The organism is Arhodomonas sp. KWT (assembly GCF_010993615.1).
Genome location: NZ_WNXE01000541.1, coordinates 1 through 1,097, shown reverse-complemented (window position 1 = coordinate 1,097; position 1,097 = coordinate 1). Strand labels below are relative to the sequence as shown.

General features: G+C 67.9%; 2 protein-coding genes. One reads left to right on the top strand and one right to left on the bottom strand.

Translation table 11 applies throughout. The features are described from left to right. Positions 1-111 (top strand): pilin (locus G7A99_RS26005; RefSeq protein WP_371807648.1); only part of this gene is annotated, 111 nt, incomplete at its 5' end. Positions 112-130: 19 nt separating this feature from the next. On the opposite strand, the gene G7A99_RS20575 is transcribed toward G7A99_RS26005, so the two are convergent. Beyond that, positions 131-913, bottom strand: a complete 783-nt coding sequence (locus tag G7A99_RS20575) for a GGDEF domain-containing protein (RefSeq protein WP_163143732.1) — start codon at positions 911-913, stop codon at positions 131-133. Between the last annotated feature and the right edge of the window lie 184 nt (positions 914-1,097).

The window sequence follows — 1,097 nt, the reverse complement described above, 5'->3', positions numbered from 1 at the left end:
CACCAGGGGCAGACCTTCACCATGGTGCCCAAGACGGCTTCGGACGGCCGGCTGGTCGGATGGCGCTGCGGCGGGCTGGACGCTCAGTACCTGCCGTCGTCCTGTCGCTAGGGGTCCCAGGCCGGCAGATTTAGACAGCGGAGTGCATCGCCACGGTATCCCGGCCCGCCTCTTTGGCGGCGTAGACGGCACGGTCCGCGACATCGATGAGACGATGAATATCACCGGCGGACTCGGCCGCTGCTGCGGTCAGTCCCAGGCTCAGCGTCACGGGGATGGCGGGCCCTTCCGACTGCCGCGCCATGACAGGACTCGCTGCGATGGTCTGCCGCAGCCGCTCGGCAATCTCGGCAGCGGACTGCTCGTCGGTATCGGGCAGCAGTGCCGCGAACTCCTCGCCACCGAAGCGGCAAAGCAGGTCCGTCTCGCGCAGGCCGCCGGCGATGCGCCGCGCCAGGTGGCGCAGCACCAGGTCGCCCACGATATGCCCGTGGGTGTCGTTGATCCGCTTGAAGTGGTCGACGTCGACAAACAGCAGGGCGACGTCACTTCCGCGCCGACGCGAACGACTCAGCACATCCTCGCCCGCCTCGATTAACGCCCGCCGGTTGGGGAGTCCTGTCAGCTCGTCGGTTCGCGCGAGCCGATGGAGGGCGAGCTCGGCCTCGTCGAGGCGCTCGATCAGGGCGAACTGCATGCCGGTGATAGGCGGGGTGAGCACCACCGGGACGATAATGGCGATGATGTAGCCGAGGAACGGGTCCTCGATGCCATCGAGTGTCATGGCCACCGCCGTTATGGCGAGTGACACCACGGTGGATACAAGCGTGAAGAGCGCGACCGCGCGCACGGCACCGAGCCGGCGGACGATCCGGCGCTGCCACTCATAGGATGCCCGGCCCCCCTTCTCCATCGAACCACTATAACCGAGTGGGCTGCCGACCTCAGCCGGTAACGAGCATGGCAAGGCCGCCGGCCAGGGGGGCGAGCATCACGCTCACGAGCCAGCGGCGCCACACGAACGCCCAGCCCATCATCGGCAGCTCGAAGGTGAGGACGCGGTGCAGCGCGAGCACGGACCAGGCGGTGAGCATGGC

Bases quoted from the DNA above. Each gene is read 5' to 3' on its own strand.
- G7A99_RS20575 (WP_163143732.1), bottom strand. From the start codon at position 913: ATGGAGAAGGGGGGCCGGGCATCCTATGAGTGGCAGCGCCGGATCGTC.